Source organism: Caballeronia sp. INML2, assembly GCF_023631365.1.
Taxonomy (GTDB): domain Bacteria; phylum Pseudomonadota; class Gammaproteobacteria; order Burkholderiales; family Burkholderiaceae; genus Caballeronia; species Caballeronia turbans.
The window spans coordinates 54,572-69,099 of the sequence record NZ_JALQDH010000079.1 but is presented as its reverse complement, the minus strand read 5'-3'; the positions used below and the strand labels follow the sequence as shown (position 1 = coordinate 69,099).

14 protein-coding genes are annotated in these 14,528 nt (G+C 63.8%); 10 read left to right on the top strand and 4 right to left on the bottom strand.

Annotated elements, in window-relative coordinates:
* The first annotated feature begins 11 nt into the window (after positions 1-11).
* From NCT32_RS27100 to NCT32_RS27085, 4 genes are all read left to right on the top strand, one after another.
* Positions 12-767 carry an SDR family NAD(P)-dependent oxidoreductase gene (locus tag NCT32_RS27100; RefSeq protein WP_061118641.1) on the top strand — a complete coding sequence of 252 codons (756 nt, stop codon included), beginning with the start codon at positions 12-14 and terminating at the stop codon, positions 765-767.
* Positions 768-782: 15 nt separating this feature from the next.
* Complete coding sequence (locus NCT32_RS27095) at positions 783-1,625, top strand: fumarylacetoacetate hydrolase family protein (protein WP_061118640.1); 843 nt, start codon at positions 783-785, stop codon at positions 1,623-1,625.
* Positions 1,626-1,710: 85 nt separating this feature from the next.
* A complete protein-coding gene (locus tag NCT32_RS27090; RefSeq protein WP_250490644.1) occupies positions 1,711-2,703 on the top strand; it encodes an ABC transporter substrate-binding protein in 993 nt (330 codons plus the stop codon).
* Positions 2,704-2,719: 16 nt separating this feature from the next.
* Positions 2,720-3,643, top strand: coding sequence for an SMP-30/gluconolactonase/LRE family protein (locus NCT32_RS27085; RefSeq protein WP_061118740.1), 924 nt, complete (start codon positions 2,720-2,722; stop codon positions 3,641-3,643).
* Here NCT32_RS27085 and NCT32_RS27080 read toward each other — a convergent pair.
* Both NCT32_RS27080 and NCT32_RS27075 read right to left on the bottom strand, forming a co-directional pair.
* Complete coding sequence (locus NCT32_RS27080; RefSeq protein ID WP_061118741.1) at positions 3,634-4,545, bottom strand: LysR substrate-binding domain-containing protein; 912 nt, start codon at positions 4,543-4,545, stop codon at positions 3,634-3,636. The two genes, NCT32_RS27085 and NCT32_RS27080, sit on opposite strands and share 10 nt — an antisense overlap.
* Positions 4,546-4,739: 194 nt before the next feature.
* Positions 4,740-5,501 carry an SDR family oxidoreductase gene (locus NCT32_RS27075; RefSeq protein ID WP_409219321.1) on the bottom strand — a complete coding sequence of 254 codons (762 nt, stop codon included), beginning with the start codon at positions 5,499-5,501 and terminating at the stop codon, positions 4,740-4,742.
* Positions 5,502-5,886: 385 nt separating this feature from the next.
* Between NCT32_RS27075 and NCT32_RS27070 the strand changes: the two genes are divergently transcribed.
* Entirely contained in the window at positions 5,887-7,122 is a 1,236-nt protein-coding gene (locus tag NCT32_RS27070) for an MFS transporter (RefSeq protein WP_061118637.1), read from the top strand.
* A 21-nt stretch (positions 7,123-7,143) separates the two neighbouring features.
* Here NCT32_RS27070 and NCT32_RS27065 read toward each other — a convergent pair whose 3' ends face one another.
* Complete coding sequence (locus tag NCT32_RS27065) at positions 7,144-7,878, bottom strand: IclR family transcriptional regulator (protein WP_061118636.1); 735 nt, start codon at positions 7,876-7,878, stop codon at positions 7,144-7,146.
* Between the two features lie 214 nt (positions 7,879-8,092).
* On the opposite strand from NCT32_RS27065, the gene NCT32_RS27060 reads away from it, so the two are divergent.
* From NCT32_RS27060 to NCT32_RS27040, 5 genes are read left to right on the top strand one after another with little or no spacing between them, the layout of a single operon-like run.
* Positions 8,093-9,328 carry a CaiB/BaiF CoA-transferase family protein gene (locus tag NCT32_RS27060; RefSeq protein WP_061118739.1) on the top strand — a complete coding sequence of 412 codons (1,236 nt, stop codon included), beginning with the start codon at positions 8,093-8,095 and terminating at the stop codon, positions 9,326-9,328.
* A 24-nt stretch (positions 9,329-9,352) separates the two neighbouring features.
* Positions 9,353-10,438, top strand: coding sequence for a TauD/TfdA family dioxygenase (locus NCT32_RS27055; RefSeq protein ID WP_061118635.1), 1,086 nt, complete (start codon positions 9,353-9,355; stop codon positions 10,436-10,438).
* Between the two features lie 8 nt (positions 10,439-10,446).
* On the top strand, positions 10,447-11,715 hold the full coding sequence (locus NCT32_RS27050; RefSeq protein WP_061118634.1) for a 3-isopropylmalate dehydratase large subunit: 1,269 nt from the start codon (positions 10,447-10,449) through the stop codon (positions 11,713-11,715).
* Positions 11,712-12,215, top strand: coding sequence for a 3-isopropylmalate dehydratase (locus NCT32_RS27045; protein WP_061118633.1), 504 nt, complete (start codon positions 11,712-11,714; stop codon positions 12,213-12,215). The genes NCT32_RS27050 and NCT32_RS27045 overlap by 4 nt, the downstream gene beginning before the upstream one ends.
* A gap of 4 nt (positions 12,216-12,219) precedes the next feature.
* Entirely contained in the window at positions 12,220-13,071 is an 852-nt protein-coding gene (locus NCT32_RS27040) for an oxaloacetate decarboxylase (RefSeq protein WP_061118632.1), read from the top strand.
* A 72-nt stretch (positions 13,072-13,143) separates the two neighbouring features.
* On the opposite strand, the gene NCT32_RS27035 is transcribed toward NCT32_RS27040, so the two are convergent.
* Positions 13,144-14,508 (bottom strand): short-chain fatty acid transporter, encoded by a 1,365-nt coding sequence (locus NCT32_RS27035; protein ID WP_061118631.1) that lies wholly within the window; start codon positions 14,506-14,508, stop codon positions 13,144-13,146.
* Positions 14,509-14,528: the final 20 nt, after the last annotated feature.

The window sequence follows — 14,528 nt, the reverse complement described above, 5'->3', positions numbered from 1 at the left end:
GAGGAACTAAATTGCAGACCAACAAAATCAATCTGACGGGCCGCGTCGCCGTCGTGACCGGCGGCGCGCAAGGCATCGGTCTGGAAGTCGGCCGCCGGCTGCTCGAATCGGGTGCCCGGCTCGTGATCTGGGACGTCAATCCTGCCGGCATCGAGCAGGCCCGTACCCAGCTGAGTCAGCACGACGTTCACTTCGAGTGCGTCGACATTGCCGACTTCGCGAGCGTGCAAGCGGCTGTCGCGGGAACGATGAAATCCGCGGGACGTATCGATATCCTGATCAACAACGCGGCGATTGTTGGCCCGAATGCGCCTCTGATCGAGTATCCGATCGATATCTGGAAGCAGGTGATGGAGATCGACGTCAACGGTACCTTTCACTGCTGCCGTGCGGTGGTCCCGGAGATGGTCCGCCAGAACTATGGCCGCATCGTCAATCTCGCCTCGGTCGCCGGCAAGGAAGGTAACCCGAATGCGTCGGCCTACAGCTCGGCCAAGGCCGCGGTCATCGCAATGACCAAGTCGCTGGGAAAGGAGCTGGCGCGTCACGACATAGCAGTCAATTGCGTCACTCCTGCCGTTGCGCGCACACCTGGCGCGATGGAGCAGGCGCCCGAGCATATCGAATACATGTTGGGCAAGATCCCGCGCGGCCGTTTCCTCGAACTCAATGAGGCCGCCGCCATGATCGCCTGGCTCGCGAGCGAAGAGAACTCCTTTACCACTGGCGCGGTTTTTGATCTGTCTGGCGGACGCGCCACCTATTGAAGCGAGCATACACATATGAAGCTGTTGCGCTACGGTTCACCGGGCCAGGAGAAGCCGGGCCTTCTCGATGCCGAGGGAAATATTCGGGACTTGTCGAACCATGTTGCCGATATTGCCGGCGAAGCTCTGCTACCCGATAGCCTTGCACGCCTGAAGGCGCTCGATGCCGCGTCGTTACCGCGCGTAGAAGGCAGTCCGCGCCTCGGGCCCTGCGTGGGTGGCACGGGCAAGTTTATCTGCATCGGCTTGAACTACTCTGACCACGCGGCAGAAACCGGTGCCACGGTCCCGCCGGAGCCTATCATTTTCATGAAGGCTACGAGCGCGATCGTTGGTCCGAACGACACGATCGAGATTCCGCGCGACTCGATCAAGACCGACTGGGAAGTGGAATTGGGCGTGGTCATCGGGAAGACAGCCAAGTACGTCAGCGAAGCCGATGCCATGAACCATGTCGCGGGCTATTGCGTCATCAACGATGTGTCCGAGCGCGCGTTTCAGGCGGAGCGTCAGGGCCAATGGACCAAGGGCAAGTCGGCGGATACGTTCGGTCCGACGGGGCCCTGGCTCGTAACCGCGGACGAGGTGCGCGACCCGCAGACGCTGCCGATGTGGCTGGAAGTCAACGGACATCGCTATCAGAACGGCAGTACGGTCACCATGGTGTATGGCGTGCGCTACCTGGTGTCGTACCTGTCGCAGTTCATGTCATTGCAGCCGGGCGACATTATCTCCACGGGCACACCTCCCGGAGTCGGCCTGGGGCAAAAACCTCCGGTCTATCTGAAACCGGGCGATGTTGTGACGCTGGGCATCGAGGGCCTCGGGCAGCAGCGCCAGAACGTCGTGCAAGGCTGAACGCTTCACGACACGGCCGCGCAAGACACATTTCCAACGGAGACATATCATCGTGACAGCGCTTTGGCGTCGAGTTTCTATCGCATTGGCAACCTTCGCCGCCGTCTCGAATGCGTCGGCCGCCAGTGGCGCGCCTGTGCCGGAAAAGCCCAGGCTCCACCTGGCGGCGGCGGGTGTCGGTTTTCCTTACCTGCCGTTCGTCATCGCGGACAGTCGGGGATACTTCAAACAGGCCGGGCTAGACGTTGAAATCGGCGTGTTCAGTGGAGGCGCCAAGGCGCTGCAGGCAATGATGGGCGGTAGTGCCGACATAGTGGCTGGGGCCTACTCCAATACGATAACGATGGCCGCCAAAGGGCAGAAGCTGGTCTCGTTCGTGACCTTGGCCTCGTGCCCCGGATGGGTATTCGGTGCGACTCGCGCAAGCCACGCCAGGATCAAGACTTATGCGGATCTGAAGGGCATGCGCATTGGCGTGAGCTCGCCCGGATCGAGCTTTCACATGGGCGTGAACTATCTGCTGAGCAAGTCCGGCGTAAAGCCCGGCGACGTATCGATCATTGGCGTCGGCTCCTCTGCCGGGGCGATCGCTGCAGCGCGCAGTGGTCAGATCGACGCACTGATGAGCAACGACCCGGTCGCTACCGTTCTGCAGGGCAGCGGCGATCTGTTTCCGTTGGCTGTGATGCGAGACCCGGCCGGAACGCGCGCGACACTGGGCGGCGACTATCCGGAAGCTGCCATCTACACGACCAAAGACTTCCTCGTCAAATATCCGAACACCGTGCAAGCGGTAACGAATGCCATCCTCGAGGCTGAGCGCTGGATGGTGCATGCAACGCCTGAGCAGGTCGCCGCCGCCGTACCGCCGCAATATGCTCTCGCCGAGAAGGATGTCTTCGCTCGTGCCTACGCCAACATGCAAAGCTGCATTTCGCGCGACGGCCTGATGACCGACGCTGCCGCGCATACCGTACATGATGTGTTGACCGCATTCGATCCCGACATCGGCAAAGCTTCGATCGACCTGAAGGCTACGTACGACAACCATTTCGTCGAGAATGCGGGCAAGCGCTGAACTGAGGAGAATGAACATGGAGAGCGACGTCCGCATCCTCGCGGAAGGCTTGATGTTTCCCGAGGGACCCGTGGCGATGTCTGATGGCTCGGTCGTGCTGGTCGAAATCGAGCGTGAGACCATCAGTCGCGTAGCTGTTGACGGTACGGTGAGCGTCCTTGCGAAAATCGGCGGAGGGCCGAACGGTTTGGCCTTGGGTCCGGATGGTGCTTTTTACATCTGCAATAACGGGGGGTTCCTTTTCCGTACCGTCGCCGGGCTCAATCGCACTCGGCCGGGTATCCATCCAGGCTATACGAGCGGTCGAATCGAACGGTTCGACCCGCGTACGGGTGCGCTCACGACGCTCTACGACCGCTGCGGCGATCATCCGCTGTGCGGCCCCAACGACATCGTGTTCGACCACGAAGGCGGTTTTTATTTCACCGATTTTGGCAAGAACCGGCTGCGTGATCGCGATCACGCCGGCCTGTATTACGGGCGAGCCGATGGGTCGATGATTGTCGAAGTCGCTTATCCGCTTACCACGGCGAACGGCGTCGGCTTGTCGCCGGACGACCGTACCGTCTATGTGGCGGAAACCGAGACGGCGCGCTTATGGGCTTTTGACCTGGAGGCACCGGGCAGGGCACGCAAGCATCCGTATCCATCCCCGCACGGCGGGCGTCTCGTGTGCGGGCTTGCCGGCTACCAGCGATTCGATAGTTTGGCAGTGGATGTGGAAGGGAACATCTGCGTGGCCACGTTGGTCACCGGCTGCATCACCGTGGTCGCGCCGTCTGGCGAGGTGATGCGGCAAGTCACGGTGCCGGACGGCATGGTGACGAACATATGCTTCGGTGGCGCCGACATGAAGACAGCATATGTCACGATGTCCGGCACCGGACGTCTGGGTGCGTTGTCGTGGCCGCAAGCGGGGTTGAAGCTCGCCTATTCGTGATTTCCGGCTTGCTGCTGCGCACTTGCTAGCAGATGCTTGAGAAAGAGCAGGACGGGCGCGGGGAGCGACTCCGCCTCGCGCACACAGATTTTCCAATGCCGCTCAGCCCAAGGCTCGTCCAACAGCACGGCGACCAAGGGCGCCGAGCTGACGTAGCGTTCAGCATGATGCTCGGGTACAAGCCCGACGCCAAGCCGCGCCTCGACCATGCTGCGCACCGGCTCGAAGCCGTTCACCCGGATAGAGAGCTTAAGCGGGTGGTCGAGGTCTGCCGCTGCGCGCAACACCAGCGAATTAAGATAGCTTCCTTCCTGAGGTCCTACGAGCGGGTATTCGGCCACCTCGCGGAAGCTCACTCGGCCCGCACGGCTGAGTGGATGATCGGGCGGCATGATGACGACCAGCCGGTCGCTGCGGTAGGGAAAGACCTGCAGTCCAGCGGTCACGGTGGTGCCGCCGAACACGCCGATATCGGCAGTGTTTTCGGCCACGGCGCGCACCACTGCAGGGCTCAGGCTTTCCTGTAGGTCGATCCGCAGACCTGGATGCAGGTCCAGAAAAACGCGGATATCTTTGGCAATGTACTGCACGATGGTCGAGAGGCTCGCGTGCAGCCGGATCTGACCACGCACGCCTTCGGCGTGGTCAAGCAGCTCGCTTTCCATCTGTTGAATGTCGCGCAGAAGCGTCCGGGCGTGTTGCAGCAGTGCTGCCGCCGCGACTGTCAGTTCCAGGCCCTTGTTGCTGCGCACGAACAGAGCGGTCTTGAGTATGTCCTCAAGCTGGGACATGCGCTTGCTGAGCGCCGAAGGGGCGATATTCTCGAATTCTGCTGCCCGCGCGATGCTGCCGTGCTCACAGACGGCGATGAACAGCTTCAGCGATTGTAGGTCGAAACGCAACTGAGTCTCCTGAGCGCGGTCTTTTGCCGCGACGCTTTCATGTGAAACGAGAATAGTCACGGAGTCCGTGGCAAGTCAACCGGCGCCGATCGAGCGGCATCAACGCAAGCTTGGAACACATCGCCGATATCTTCGGGACTATCGAGAGCATCGCGATTTCCTACGTCGTCGGACACGGTCATGGCTCGACCGGCTCAGACCACGCTGGTCAATCCGCCATCGACGAAAAGCGTCTGCCCATTCACGAAGTCCGACGCCGCCGACGCGAGGAACACCGCCGCACCGCACAGTTCCTCGACGCGGCCCCAGCGGCCCGCGGGCGTGCGCTTGCAGAGCCACTCCGAGAAAGCCGGATCGTCGACGAGCGCGCGGTTGAGATCGGTCTCGAAATAGCCGGGCGCGATCGCATTGGCCTGAATGCCGTGCCGCGCCCATTCCGCGCACATGCCTTTGGTCAGCATGCGAATGGCGCCTTTGGTGGCTGCATAGGGCGCGATGCCCGGTCGCGCCAGCTCGCTTTGCACCGACCCGATGTTGATGATCTTGCCGCGCCCGCGCGCCAGCATGTGCCGCGCGACGGCCTGCGAGACCTGGAATACGCCGTCGAGATTCACGCGCAGCAGGTCGTTCCAGTCGCCTTCGTCGAAGTTTTCGAGCGGCGCGCGGCGCTGGATGCCCGCATTGTTGATCAGAATGTCGATCGCGCCGATGGTCTTCTCGACACGTTCGATCGCCGCGACGACCTGCTCGCGGTCGGTCACATCGAACACGGCGAAACCGGCGTCGAAGCCTTCGCCTCGCAGGTCTGCGGCGAGATCGGCGGCTTTTTGCTCATTGCGATCGTTTATCACGATCGAAGCACCGGCGCCCGCGAGTCCCCGTGCGAGCGCCAGGCCGATGCCGCGCCCGGAGCCGGTGATCAGGGCCCGCCTGCCATGCAGGCTGAATAGTTTCATTGTCTCGTTCATTTTTCTGGTTGCGCATTGCGTTGCAGATGCGTGATGTCTCCGATTGCGCCTGGTTCACCCGAAGTGTGGTCGTAGCGCCAATAGTCCTGCATGACGTTCTTATCACGATTCAAGCGCGCATTGCTCGACGCGGTCTAGCTTTGCACCGGTGCCGTCTAACGGAACTCCGGCCGCTGTGCCTTCAAAACCTTCCGCTGCGGTGACGGCGTGGGATCGGCGTACGCCGATTTTCGCGCCGCGTTTTGGCGCGCTAGGGGAAATCCCCGACCTTCCTTTTCTTGTGTAGTCCCTGCCGGTCCGTTACCGTTGCGAAAATAGACATGATTTCTATTTTTCGGCCGCAGGGACATTCGCACGAAGCGAGGAGACAAGGATGAGTCTGAGATACCGGTTGCTGGCGCTGACCTGGCTGCTGCAGTTCGTGAACTATCTGGATCGGGTGAGCATTTCCGTCGCCGGCCCGACGATGATGAAAGCGTTGCGTCTCGATGCCGCGCAGTTCGGCGTCCTGCTCGCCGCTTTCGCGCTCGGCTATGCGCTGATGCAGTTGCCCGGCGGCTTCCTCGCGGACCGGTTCGGCACCAAGGCGCTCTTGGTCGTGGCGCCGGTCCTGTTCTCGATTTTCACCGGCATGACGGGACTCGCGACGTCGATGGCCGTGCTGATCGCGGCGCGCTTCTGTTTCGGCCTGGCCGAAGGATCGTGCAACGCGGCCGTCTATAAGGCCGTCGCGGACAACTTCAGTCACAAGGACGCGGCCAAGGCGCACGCCGTCTGGCTCTCGGCGCTCGCGATCGGACCGGCGGTCGTCGCGCCCGTCGTCACAAGCCTGCTGATGAACGGCGACTGGCGCAACGTGTTCTACGTGTTCGCGGTTCCGGGTGTGATCGTCGCGCTGCTGATCCTCTTCATCATTCCGGGTAAGGCAATCGAAGCGAAGGAACGCACGACGCACGACAAGGCGAACCGCGCCGAGCAATGGCGTCTGTTCGCCGGGCGCAAGAGCACCTGGCTGCTGTTCTTCGGCTATATGACCTTCAGCGTCGGCTACTGGGGCTTTCTCGGCTGGATCCCTTCGTATCTCGCCAACCAGCGGCATATCGATTTGAAATCGCTGGGCGTCGCGGCGTCGGTGCCTTATCTTTTCGGCTTCCTCGGCATCGTGGTATTCGGCTGGCTCGGCAGCGGACTGCTGCATCGCAGGCGGCCGACGCTCGTGGCCGTGGGCTATGTCTGCACGGGGCTCGCACTGTATCTCGCGTACAGCGCGGATGATATCGTCGCATGCGTGATCGGCCTTTCGGCAGCGGCGTTTCTGCTGTACGGCTGCCTCTCGCCGTATGCGGGCCTGGTCGCGCAACTGGCGCCGCAAGGCGCGCGCGGCGTGTTCGCAGGCGTCATCAATACGGGCGGGCAGATAGGCGGGCTGCTCGCGCCGCTCGGCGTGGGTTATCTCGTCAAGGCGAGCGGCTCGTACAACAATGGCTTCCTGTTCATGATCTCGGCGCTCGTCATCGGCGCGGGCTGCTTCGCGGCGCTGCAATCGCGCATAAACGGCCGCGAGCCGGAAGCCGACGGCACGAGCCCCGCGATTCAGCAGAACATCTGACGCGCGCTCAGAAACACGCGCTCATACCCCGCTGAAATGCGCGTAGGGCGGCTGGAACATCGACACATCGCCGCCCAGCGCCTTCGTGAGCGCCGCGCCCGCTTCCATCACCTTCGGCAGGTAAGCGTCGAAGGATTTGCGATCGAAGCGGTAGCGCGGCACGCCGAGAGAAATCGCGCAGACGAGCTCCTGCCCCGTGCGGAACACCGGCACGGCGATCGCGGCGCTTTCCGGCTCGCGCTCGCCGAGGGACACGCAATAGCCGTGGTCGCGCACCTTCTTCAGATTGCCCTTCACCGTGCCCTCGGAAAACGCGCGCAGAACGTGACCCGCCGCGCCGGCCTCGAGCGTGAGACGTTCGCCTTCGCGCACATGCATGCGCACCGAGCGCTGCCATTCCACGCGATAGAGACACAGACGCTCGTCGCCCTCTCGTACGTAGACCGCGGCGGTTTCACCGGTTTCCTTGACGAGCGTGCGCAGCACCGGTAACGCGTAATCGCGCAGACGGAACGAGCTCTGATAAATCATGCCGAGATGGAACAGCATTGGCCCGAGCATGTAGCGGCCGTCTTCCAGACGCTTCAGATAGCCGAAGTGCTCGAGCGATTCGCACAGACGCAAGATGGTGCTGTGGTAGAGGCCTGTCGCGTTGGTGAGATCGGTGAGCGTCATGCCGTCGATGCTGTCTTCGAAGGCCTTGAGGATCGAGAGCGCGCGGTTGACCGCCGCGACGCCGGGTTCTTCGGTTGCCATTGCTGTGTTCCGGTCGGTTGCGCCGTTGTCTGTGTGTTGCCGCGTATCTTGCCGTGTAAGGCAGGGGGGCCGCAAGGGCGATGGATGCCGGCTTCGCGGCGAAACTCATCGCCGCAAGTCGGAAGCGAAAATAGACATGATGTCTGTTTTCGAAGATAATGACATCGCGCCGGGATTTTCGGCGCGCCACGAGCGTAATCCGGAGATCCGAACCATGCAGCGCAAAGCCTTCGACGCATCGCACATCGGGCCGCTACGCGGCGTCAAGGTGGTGGACCTGTCGCGTCTCGTCGCGGGCAACATGTTGACATTGCAGCTCGCGGATTTCGGCGCGGATGTCATCAAGGTCGAGCCCTTGAAGGGCGACACGCTGCGCGCCTTCCGCACGCAGGGCGCGGAGGTGTTCTGGAAGGCGTATGCGCGCAACAAGCGCAGCGTGTGCATCGACTTCCATCACGAGGCCGGGGCGAAGCTGATCGCGAGCCTCGCGCGGGATGCCGATGTGCTGGTCGAAAGCTTCAGGCCCGGCACGCTGGAAAAGATGGGTCTTTCGCCGCAGTCGCTGCACGCGGCCAATCCGAAGCTCGTCATCGTGCGAGTGTCGGGCTGGGGGCAGACGGGACCGTACCGCGAGCGTCCGGGCTTCGGCACGCTGGTCGAGGGCTATTCGGGCTTCGCCGCGATGAACGGCTTCGGCGATCGCGAGCCCGTCCTGCCGCCGATGTTTCTCGGCGACATGACCGCGGGCCTCTACGGCGCGCACGCCGCGATGGTCGCGCTGTGGGAAGCGCGCGTGAACGGCGGCAACGGGCAGGTGATCGACCTGTCGCTGTTCGATCCGATGCTTTCGATTCTCGGTCCGCAGGTCGCGAACTATCGGCTCACCGGAGAGGTGAAGGCGCGTACCGGCAGCCGCTCGAGCACCACCTGTCCGCGCAATACCTACGCAACCGCCGACCACAAGTGGCTCTGCATTTCGACGTCGACGCAGAGCATGGCGCAGCGCCTGTTCGCCGCGATCGGCCGCGAGGACATGAACACCGATTCGCGCTACGCGACCAACAGCGCGCGCCTCCAGCATGTGGATGAAGTCGACCAGGTGGTCGGTTCCTTCATCCGGGCGCGCACGCTCGCGGACAACCTCGCGTTCTTCGCGCGCGCGGAAGTCACGGCCGGTCCCGTGCTCGACGCGAGCGATCTTGCATCCGATGCCTATGTCACCGGACGCGAAGCGCTGGTCGAGATCGAAGACGACGAGCTCGGTCACGTCGCCGTGCATAACGTGGTCGCGCGTCTTTCGGCGACGCCGGGCGGCTTCACGCGTCCCGCGCCGAAAAAGGGCGAGCATTCGCGCGAGATTCTCGCGCCGCTTATCGGCGAGTGTGCGTTCGACGAACTCATCGGCTGCGGCGCCGTAATCGACGCATGTCACGACGCCGTGCGCGCCTGAACCATTTCCATCGAGGAGCATGAGATGAACCGAGTAGGACAACCGATCGATTCCCCCGCTGTCTGGAAAGGCCCCGAACTCGACTGGACGCGCGAAGGCCTGCACGTCCTCACGGATGCGGAGATCGCTGAAATCGACGCCGCGCTCGCGCATCTGCATTCGCTCGGCGACATCGACTTTCCCGACATCAGCCCGGAGACCTTCCCGCTCGACACGATGGGCCGCTTCATGCGCGAGCTGCCCGGTTTCCTGCGCAACGGGCGGGGTTTCATGATGCTGCGCGGCCTGCCGCGCGAGCGTTACTCCGACGACGACATGACGCGGATCTACTTCGGCCTCGGTTCGTACGTCAGTAAGCCTGTGACCCAGTCGTATCTCGGCGACGTGCTCGGCCACGTGGTGAACGTGAGCGACTACGAGCCGAAATCGCGCGGCTATCGCAAGGGCGGAGGGCAGCTCATGCACACGGATTCGTGCGACATCATCGGGCTCATGTGTCTGCGCACGGCGATCTCCGGCGGCGAAAGCCGCATCTCCAGCGCGCTCGCCGTGCACAACGAACTCTTGCGCACGCGCCCGGATCTGCTCGAAGCGCTGCGCGAAGGTCTGTGGTGCAAGCGCACCGATGAAGACGGCCGCCGCGCGACCCGCACGTTCAGCGAGCACAAGGTGCCGTTCTTCACGGACAGTGCAGGCGAGGTGATCTGTTATCTGCCGACCGGCTATGCGCGTCTGGCGGAGAAGAGCGGCCAGGTTCCGTTCAGCGAGGTGGAGTCCGAGGCGCTCTACATGGTGCGCAAGATCGCGGCGTCGCCGGAGTTCTATCTCGACATGGGCTTTCGCGACGGCGACATCCAGTTCCTGAACAATCGCGTGCTCGTGCACGGCCGCACCGATTATGTCGATGCACAGGCGCTCCACGAGCGGCGTCATCTGCTGCGCCTGTGGCTCACGGTGTCCGAGTGGCCCGCGATGCCCGACGCTCAAGTGTTCCACAAGCCCGAGGACCTGCGCATGTGGGCGCAATATCGCCGCCCGTTCGCGGAGCTGCCTTCCACGCACGATCGCCTGCTGCTCGAAGCAGGGCAGGTCGCGCAGATGGTCGATTGAGCGCGACCATGGCCGCGCCTCAGACGCTCGCGCAAAAGCTCATCGCGAAGGCGTGCGGGCGCGCCGAAGTCGCGGTGGGCGAGATCGTCACCTGCGATGTCGATCTTGCGATGTTCCACGATTCGAGCGGTCCGCGCCGTCTGAAGCCGATGCTCGAGGCGCTCGGCGGGCCGCTCTGGGACACGTCGAAGATCGTGCTCGTGATCGATCACTACGTGCCCGAAGCAGACGACGAATCGCGCCGCATCGTGCGCATCGCGCGCGAGTGGGCCACGGAGCAGCGCCTGCCCAACGTGTACGACAGCGTCGGCATCTGTCATGTCGTGCTGCCGGAGCATGGGCACGTGCGACCTGGCATGTTCTGCGTCGGCGGCGATTCGCACTCGCCGACGGGCGGCGCGTTCGGCGCATACATGTTCGGCATCGGCAGCACGGAGATGCTGGGCGTCGCGGTATCGGGGCAGATCTGGGCGAGCGTGCCCGAGACGCTGCGCATGCACTGGCGCGGAAGACTTGCGCGCGGCGTCACGGCGAAGGACATGATGCTGCACATGATCGGCCGCTTCGGCATGAACGGCGGGCGCTATCAGGCGGTCGAGTTCTGCGGCGCAGCCGTTACCGCATTGTCGATGCAGGAGCGCATGACGCTCTCGAACATGAGCGCGGAGATGGGCGCGCAGACGGGCCTGATCGCGCCGGATGCGGTGACGCTCGACTATCTGCGCGCAGCGGGCGTGACCGACGAGACGGACATCGCGCACTGGCAAAGCGATCCCGATGCACAAGCCGAAACTCACGACTTCGATGCCGGCGCGCTCGCGCCGCAGGTGGCCGCGCCGCACAGTCCCGCGAATACGCGTGACGTTGACGCTTTCGGCGACGTAGCCGTGCAGGTTGCCTACATCGGCGCATGCACGGGCGCGAAGCTCGACGATCTGCGCGCGGCGGCCAGCGTGCTGGAGCATCGGCGCGTCGCGCGAGGCGTGCAACTAATGGTCGCGCCCGCGAGCGTGCACGATCGCGAAGCCGCGCGCCGCGAAGGCGTGATGTCGATTCTCGAAGACGCCGGCGCGCAGGTGCTCGGCACATCGTGCGGCGCATGTTCCGGCTACGGCGGACAGATTCCCGAAGGCAGCACCGTGATTTCCAGCACCGCGCGCAACTTCAAAGGCCGCATGGGCGCTGAAACGGCGCAGGTCTATCTCGGCTCGCCCTTCACGGTCGCGGCGTCCGCATTGCGCGGGCGCATCACGGACCCGCGCGAGGTGATGGCATGAGCGAAGGCATCGAGACGCATCGCGTTTGGCGCGTCGGCGCGGACATCGATACCGATGCGCTCGCGCCCGGCGCGTACATGAAATTCGGCATCGACGAGATCGCGCGGCATTGCCTGCAACGGCAGCGCCCGGAGTTCGCGGCGAACGTGCTACCCGGCGACGTCATCGTGGCGGGGCCGAACTTCGGCATCGGTTCGTCGCGCGAGCAGGCGCCGGCCGCGCTCGTGCGGCTCGGCGTGCGCGCGGTGATCGCGCCCGCGTTCAGCGGCTTGTTCTTTCGCAACGCGTTCAACGTGGGACTCGTGCTGCTCACGTGCGCAGAGGCTGAAGCGATGGAAGAGGGTGAGCGCATAGCCATCGATCCGCTGCACGGGCGCATTACGCGCGCCGGCGGCGCAACGCTCGTCTGCGAGCCTTTGCCTTCGTTCCTGCTCGACATGGCCGAGGCAGGCGGGCTTTTCAATTTGCTGAAGCAGCGCTACAGCGTCAAGGAGCGATGAACGCATGACTCTCGCTGAACAACTCGCGCACGGAACCGTCCTCGCGCCCGGCGTCTACGACGCGCTTTCCGCGCTGATCGCCGAGCAGGCCGGTTTCGATGCGCTGTATCTGTCGGGCGCGTCGATCGCCTATACGAAGCTGGGACGCTCCGACGTGGGTCTTACGACCTTCACCGAAGTCGCGGATACGCTCGCGCGCATCACCGAGCGGGTGTCGCTGCCGGTCATCGTGGATGCCGACACGGGCTTTGGGAATGCGCTGAACGTCAAGCGCACGGTTCGTGGCTTCGAACGCGCGGGCGCCGCGATGATTCAGCTTGAAGATCAGACCTTCCCGAAGCGCTGCGGTCATCTGGACGGCAAGAGCGTGATTCCCGTCGCGGAGATGTGCGGCAAACTGCGCGCCGCGCTCGATGCGCGTGAACGCAGCGACACGCTCATTCTGGCTCGCACGGACGCGCTCGCGGTGGAGGGTCTCGATACCGCGCTCGAACGCGCCGAACGTTATCTGGAAACGGGCGTCGATGCGCTATTCATCGAAGCGCTGCGCTCGGCCGAGCAGATGGATGCGGCTTGTGCGCGCTTCGCCTCACGCGTGCCGCTGCTCGCCAATATGGTCGAAGGGGGCAAGACGCCGGTGCAGAGCGCCGATGCGCTGGCGGCACGCGGCTTTCGCATCGTGATCTTTCCGGGCGGCGCGGCGCGCGCGGTCGCGCATGCGCTGCAAGGCTTCTACGGCAGCCTGCGCGAGCATCGCACGAGTGCGCCGTGGAAAGAGCGCATGGCCGACTTCGACGAGATCAACGCGATCATCGGCACGCCGGAACTGATGGACGAAGCGCGGCGCTACGCGTAGTCGAAGCGTTGCGCCGGCGTCAGCGCGAGTCAGCGCAGCCACGCGCCGCCGATGCGCACCGTTCATCGCGCTTCAGACGAAGATCAGCAAGGCCGCGCCGTAGACGATCAGGCCGACGGCGAACGTCATCACCGTGAAGCCGAGTACACGCTGCACGCCGACGCCCGCCATCGCGACGACGGGCGCGGCCCAGAACGGCTGCATCATGTTCGAGACCTGCTCGCCCATCGCGACGGCCATCGTCGTCGCGGGCACCGAGGCGTGCAGCGCGACCGCGGCAGGCACGACGAACGGACCTTGCACGGCCCAGTGTCCGCCGCCGCTCGGAATGAAGAAAGTGACGATGAGCGAGCACACGTAGCTCCAGAACGGCAGCGTGTGCGCGTTGGAAATGGCGATGAAGAAGTGCGAGATCACGTCGGGCAGGCCGGTCGCATCCATCATGCCCATGATGCCGCCGTAGAGCGGGTACTGAAGCATCATCGAGCCGGTCTGCTTCGCCGCGTTCCTGATCGCGTCCGCATAGGCGAGCGGATAGCCGTGAAGGATCACACCGGCGATGAACATCACGAAGATCACTGCATTCACGCCGGAAAACGCGATGTGCTGGAACTGCGTGAGGACGATCAACGCAATGCCCGCAGCGCCGATGAACGCGCTGCCGATCCACGAATGCTCGATCCAGCGCGCGAAGCTCAGCTTGCCGTCGGGACGCTTGCGGATCGGCTCGTCGGGATGCCGGGCGGTGTCGAGCACGACGGCGTCTTCATCGCGCGGCTTGAGCCAGGCGAGCACGAAAGGCATGGCGAAGAGCATCACGAGCGTCGGCACGAGATTGAAGCGCGTGAACACCGTCTCGCCGAAGGGCAGCACGGCGCCCGTCAGCTTTTGCACGACATTCATCGAACTGCCCGGCGTCGATTGCGCGAGCGCGATGGAACTCGAAATGCCGCTCGCCCACACGACCCAGCCGGAGAAGCCCGCCGCGACGATCCACGCGAAGTCGACGCGCATGCGCTTGGCCACTTCGCGCGCCAGCAAGGCGGCGACGACGAGGCCCATGCCCCAGTTGAAGAACGATGTCACCGCGACGAGCACGAAGGTAAGCGCGCCCGCCTGCGCGGGCGTGCGCGCGATCGACACGAGCGCCTTGAACACGCGCTGCACGGGCGGCGCGTGCGCGAACGCATGGCCCGTGACGAGCACGAGCGTGATCTGGAACGCGAACGTGAAAATGTCGAAGAAGCCCTTGTACCAGCCGCCGATCATTTTGGGCACGGAAGCATGTGGCGCGAAGATCAGCGACAGCACCGCGACGATCGCGGTGATCAGTATCGCGAGCACGAAAGGATCGGGGATGACGCGCTCGAAGAGCCGGATGGTCGCTTCGGTGAAGCGTGTCTTGCGCACGGGCGTCGGTGCGGCGGCGGATTTCATGCGGTGTCTCCTGAAGTCTT

Bases quoted from the DNA above. Each gene is read 5' to 3' on its own strand.
- NCT32_RS27095 (WP_061118640.1), top strand. From the start codon at position 783: ATGAAGCTGTTGCGCTACGGTTCACCGGGCCAGGAGAAGCCGGGCCTT.
- NCT32_RS27085 (WP_061118740.1), top strand. From the start codon at position 2,720: ATGGAGAGCGACGTCCGCATCCTCGCGGAAGGCTTGATGTTTCCCGAG.
- NCT32_RS27075 (WP_409219321.1), bottom strand. From the start codon at position 5,501: ATGAAACTATTCAGCCTGCATGGCAGGCGGGCCCTGATCACCGGCTCC.
- NCT32_RS27070 (WP_061118637.1), top strand. From the start codon at position 5,887: ATGAGTCTGAGATACCGGTTGCTGGCGCTGACCTGGCTGCTGCAGTTC.
- NCT32_RS27065 (WP_061118636.1), bottom strand. From the start codon at position 7,878: ATGGCAACCGAAGAACCCGGCGTCGCGGCGGTCAACCGCGCGCTCTCG.
- NCT32_RS27060 (WP_061118739.1), top strand. From the start codon at position 8,093: ATGCAGCGCAAAGCCTTCGACGCATCGCACATCGGGCCGCTACGCGGC.
- NCT32_RS27055 (WP_061118635.1), top strand. From the start codon at position 9,353: ATGAACCGAGTAGGACAACCGATCGATTCCCCCGCTGTCTGGAAAGGC.
- NCT32_RS27050 (WP_061118634.1), top strand. From the start codon at position 10,447: ATGGCCGCGCCTCAGACGCTCGCGCAAAAGCTCATCGCGAAGGCGTGC.
- NCT32_RS27045 (WP_061118633.1), top strand. From the start codon at position 11,712: ATGAGCGAAGGCATCGAGACGCATCGCGTTTGGCGCGTCGGCGCGGAC.
- NCT32_RS27040 (WP_061118632.1), top strand. From the start codon at position 12,220: ATGACTCTCGCTGAACAACTCGCGCACGGAACCGTCCTCGCGCCCGGC.
- NCT32_RS27035 (WP_061118631.1), bottom strand. From the start codon at position 14,508: ATGAAATCCGCCGCCGCACCGACGCCCGTGCGCAAGACACGCTTCACC.